Below are 4,239 nucleotides of genomic sequence, written 5' to 3'. Positions count from 1 at the left end.
TTGGGGGGGCGTCATCGCCTACAAGCCGCAAACGCCCACGACAGGCCCGGCCGCGTGGAGCCTGACCCGCGACGACCTCTCGGCGGTCTTCGACTCGGGCGGCACGCTTCAGACCATCCGATACCGAGATGGTGCCACCCTGACCTACGTGCGGACCGCCGGCAAACTCACGCAGATCGTGAGTGCGGCAGGCCCGAGCATCACGATCAACTGGCTGTCCGACAAGGTGTCGAGCATCGTCGATTCCAACGGCGGCACGTGGAGCTACACGTACAACGGCAATGGGATGCTGTCGACCGTGACGGAGCCCGCCACGTCCGGCACGCCCACGAAAGTCGTGACCTATCACTACGAAGACGCGAGTGATACGGCGTTGCTGACTGGGATGTCGATCAGCGGGACTCGATACGGCACGTATGCCTATTGGCCGGACAAGCGGGTCAAGCAGAGCCTGCTCACGGGCGGCGAGGAGGGCGAGAGCTTCGTCTACGCGTCGGGCAAGACGACCGTCACGAGTGCGCTGGGCCAGGTCACCGAATACAACATCCAGTCCGTCAACGGCGTCGGCAAGATCGTGTCCGTCAACGGCCTGGGCAACTCCACCTGCGCCGCGCGATCCTCGTCGCGGACCTATGACACTAAGGGCTACCTGAAGACCCTCGTCGACTGGAACAACAACACCAGCAGCACCACCTACAACGTCGCCGGTCAACTCCAATCGGAGACCACGGCGTCAGGCACATCCCAGGCCTTGACAAAGCAATACGTCTGGATCGGCGACGACCTCGACCAGGTGACCCACCTGGACGCCAACGGGGTGGGCTACCTCAGGGGCAAGTTCACGTACCAGGGCATCCAGCCCATTGACCGGCGCATCAAGACGGCCGTGTGGACAGACCTGCTCCTCAACAAACAGCGCTCCGTGGTCTACGACTATGTGATCGACGCTGCCGGCGTCGTGCGCACGCTTACGACTGCCCGCACCGGCAGCAATGGCACTGAAACCACCACCCACCAGTTCGACGCCGTTGGCAACCTCAGCAGCTTTGCCAACGCTGCAGGCCACGTCACGAGTTACGGCAGCTACAACGGCCTGGGCCTCGCCGGCACCATGACGGACCCGAACGGCGTGGTGACCTCTTACAGCTATTCGGCCGCCGGCCGGCTGCTCTCGGCGTCGACGGCGCTGTCCGCGGGCAATCGCGTGACGACCTTTGCGTACAACAACGCAGGCCTGGTCTCGGACGTGACGGGCTCGGATGGCAGCGTGCAGCGCTCGCGCTACAACGCCGCACTGCGGCTGACGCAACTGGGCAATGCCGCCAACGAGTTCATGAACTTCGACTTCGACGTCGCCAACCTGCGCAAGACTGTCCGGTCGCCCAGAAGCGTACCTGGGCTGAGCGGCAGCGACCCCGTGGCGTACTCGGCTGGCGAGTTCGCCGCGAACACCCTCGTGGACAGCCTCGGCCGCCCGCGCCAGACCGAAGGCGCGAGCGGACAACGCCTGACGATCGGCTACGACGCGAACGGCAATGTCATCACGCTCACCGACGTGCAAGGCCGCCAGACTCTCCATCGCTACGACGCCCAGGATCGCGTGTACGAGACCACGGCACCGGATGGCGGCGTCATCCACTATGCCTACGACGCGCGCGGGCGCCTCTGGACCGTGACCGATCCGCGCGGCCTCCTCACCACCTTCACCTACGACGGCTTCGGCCAGGTGCTCACCCAGGCCAGCCCTGACACCGGCACCACGACCTACACCTACGACAACGCCGGACGGATGCAGACGGCCACGCGGGCCAACGGCCAGGTCACCAGCTTTACCTGGGACTCTCTGGGCCGTCCCACGTCGCGTGGCAGCGCGGGCGCCACTGAGACGTTGACCTACGACCAGGGCACCTACGGGAAAGGCCGCCTCACGTCGCTGACGGATGCATCCGGCAGCATTGGGTTCACCTACAACGGTGCTGGCGAACTCGTCCAGCAAACGGCGGTGGTCACCGGGCAGACGCTCGCCACGAACTGGACCTATGACAGCGCAGGTCGGCTCACCGGCATGACCTACCCCGGCGGCCTGGCGCTGACCTATACCTACAGCGGCGCCCGCCTTGCCAGCGTCTTGAGCAACCACGCAGGGGGCAGCGCTACGCTGGCGAGCAACTTCCTGTACCAGCCCGCCACCGACAGCCTGTTCGCCTGGAAATTCGGCAACGGCCTGCCTCGACTGGTGACGCGGGATGTGGACGGCCGCGTGACGCAACTCGACAGCGCAGGCGGTCAGAAGATCAGCTTCGACTACAACACGACCGACACCATCTGGCGGGTCAACGACCTGCTCTACGGCAGCCAGACGACGAGTTATAGCTATGACCCCAACGACCGGGTCACCGTCGCCGGAAGCGGCGTCGCCAACGACAGCTTCAACTGGAGCACGGCGGGCAACCGCAACAGTCAGACGACCGCACAGGGCGGCTACCTGAGCCACGTGCCGGATGGCAGCAGCAACCGGTTGACCGCAGTCACTGGCAGTCAATGGCGCAACTTCGGCTACGACAACGTGGGCAACCTAAGCACTGAGAGCCGCTGGGACGGTAGCAGGGGATACGGGTACGACGCCTTCAACCGGCTGAACCTGGCTACGGTGAACGGCGCCACGGTGGGCAGCTATCTCAACAACGCCGCCAACCAGCGTGTTCAGAAGTCTGGAGGCCAGGGCACGACTCGGTACGTATACGGCCCGGATGGCGAACTGCTGCAGGAAACAGGCTGGCAAGGCACGACGAACTACGTGTGGTTGGGCGAGCAACTGCTCGGCATCGTCCGGTCGGGGCAGTTCTACGCCAGCCACAACGATCACTTGGGTCGCCCTGAAGTGCTGACCAACGCTGCCCAGCAGGTGGCGTGGCGGGCAGTGAACACGGCATTCGACCGAACGGTCGTGACCGACACCGTCGGAGGACTAAACCTAGGCTATCCGGGGCAATACAAGGATGCCGAAACGGGGCTTTGGTACAACTGGAATCGGTACTACGACGCGCAGATCGGGCGGTATATTCAAAGTGACCCGATTGGACTTGCCGGGGGTATTAACACGTACGCATATGTGGGTGGGAACCCGGTGGGCTATGTCGACCCGATTGGACTCAACGCGCTTGCCGGCGCTCGTCTTGGTGGCATGGGTGGATTTGCAATCGCCGGACCACCCGGAGCATTGGTGGGCATTGTAGTTGGGGGGATCGGCGGGTATCTAATTGCAGACAAGCTGAGCGGGCTAATCTTCAACCGCCCAAAGAATCCGCCCGACATAAACCCTGCCGGCGATGGCTGGATTCAAGGGCCGAGACGTGGGCGGCAATACTGCCCCGATGGCACCCCTCAATATGACATTGATAAGCCGCACCAGGGTTACGAAGAGGACCATGTGCATGAGTACCCTGGCGGTGTCCGAGAACATCCTGGCCGACCGGTGTCACCTTGGCCACGGCCGGCGTCTGGTGCGGGTGGTTGAGCCTGCGGTTGAGGTGCTATGAAAATTATGGAAAGCCAGCTGCTCGGTGTCCAGATTGACGATACCGGCCGTGAAGTCGTGCTGTCGTTGCGCGATACCGAGGGCGCAAAGTTCGACGTTGAATTGCGCGGGGTTGAAAGACTGCTCGTCAACGAGCTTCGCCAACAGAACGTCGTTGAGGCGATGACGCATTGGAGGCGTGGGAAGCCTCTCGATGGGCTGCGCGATGCGGCATTCGCCTTGATGACCGGCGCGGCGGAACAGGACTGCTCTCCACAGCTTGCTGCAGTCGCTTGCGCTGTTGTGGACAGAGTCGTGAGCGGTGAGCTGGAACTAATGGAAATTAGCGCGGTATTCGGGGCGCAACTCCTTGCCTCGTTCACATCGATGACATTTGTTGCAAAAGGCTGAAGGGAAGCTGCAGTGTCTAGGCTGGCCAACGGCGAACTGCATTCCTATTTCTAGACGACCGCCTTCGAGCCGCTCGCTCGTCCGCAACGGGTCGGAAGTGCCATTCCGGCGCGAGTTGAGGGCGACAGCGGCAGGCCGCCAGAATGGACGACCGCAGCCCCCTCGAGACCGGTCGTTGAAGCCGTCAACCGGCCAAGGGGATTGGCGACCGCTTCATGCCATGATCGTGAACTCGGCGGCTGCTCGTCAATGACGGCACCCGCTGGCGGTGCCGGCCTTCGTCGCCGATCCTGACCTTCCGCTTTGGGCAC

General features: G+C 63.4%; 2 protein-coding genes. Both read left to right on the top strand.

Annotated elements, in window-relative coordinates; all coding sequences use genetic code 11:
• The coding region (locus ACG02S_RS26095; protein WP_394473423.1) for an RHS repeat-associated core domain-containing protein at positions 1-3,517 on the top strand (3,517 nt) is incomplete at its 5' end.
• 18 nt (positions 3,518-3,535) lie between these two features.
• Positions 3,536-3,928, top strand: coding sequence for a hypothetical protein (locus ACG02S_RS26090; protein WP_394473422.1), 393 nt, complete (start codon positions 3,536-3,538; stop codon positions 3,926-3,928).
• The last annotated feature ends 311 nt before the right edge of the window (positions 3,929-4,239 follow it).

This window comes from Pelomonas dachongensis (assembly GCF_043555865.1).
Classification (GTDB): Bacteria; Pseudomonadota; Gammaproteobacteria; order Burkholderiales; family Burkholderiaceae_C; genus Pelomonas; species Pelomonas dachongensis.
This window is presented reverse-complemented; position numbering and strand designations above follow the sequence as displayed.

Excerpts from the sequence above, each read along its gene's own strand:
- ACG02S_RS26090 (WP_394473422.1), top strand. The coding sequence starts at position 3,536 with ATGAAAATTATGGAAAGCCAGCTGCTCGGTGTCCAGATTGACGATACC.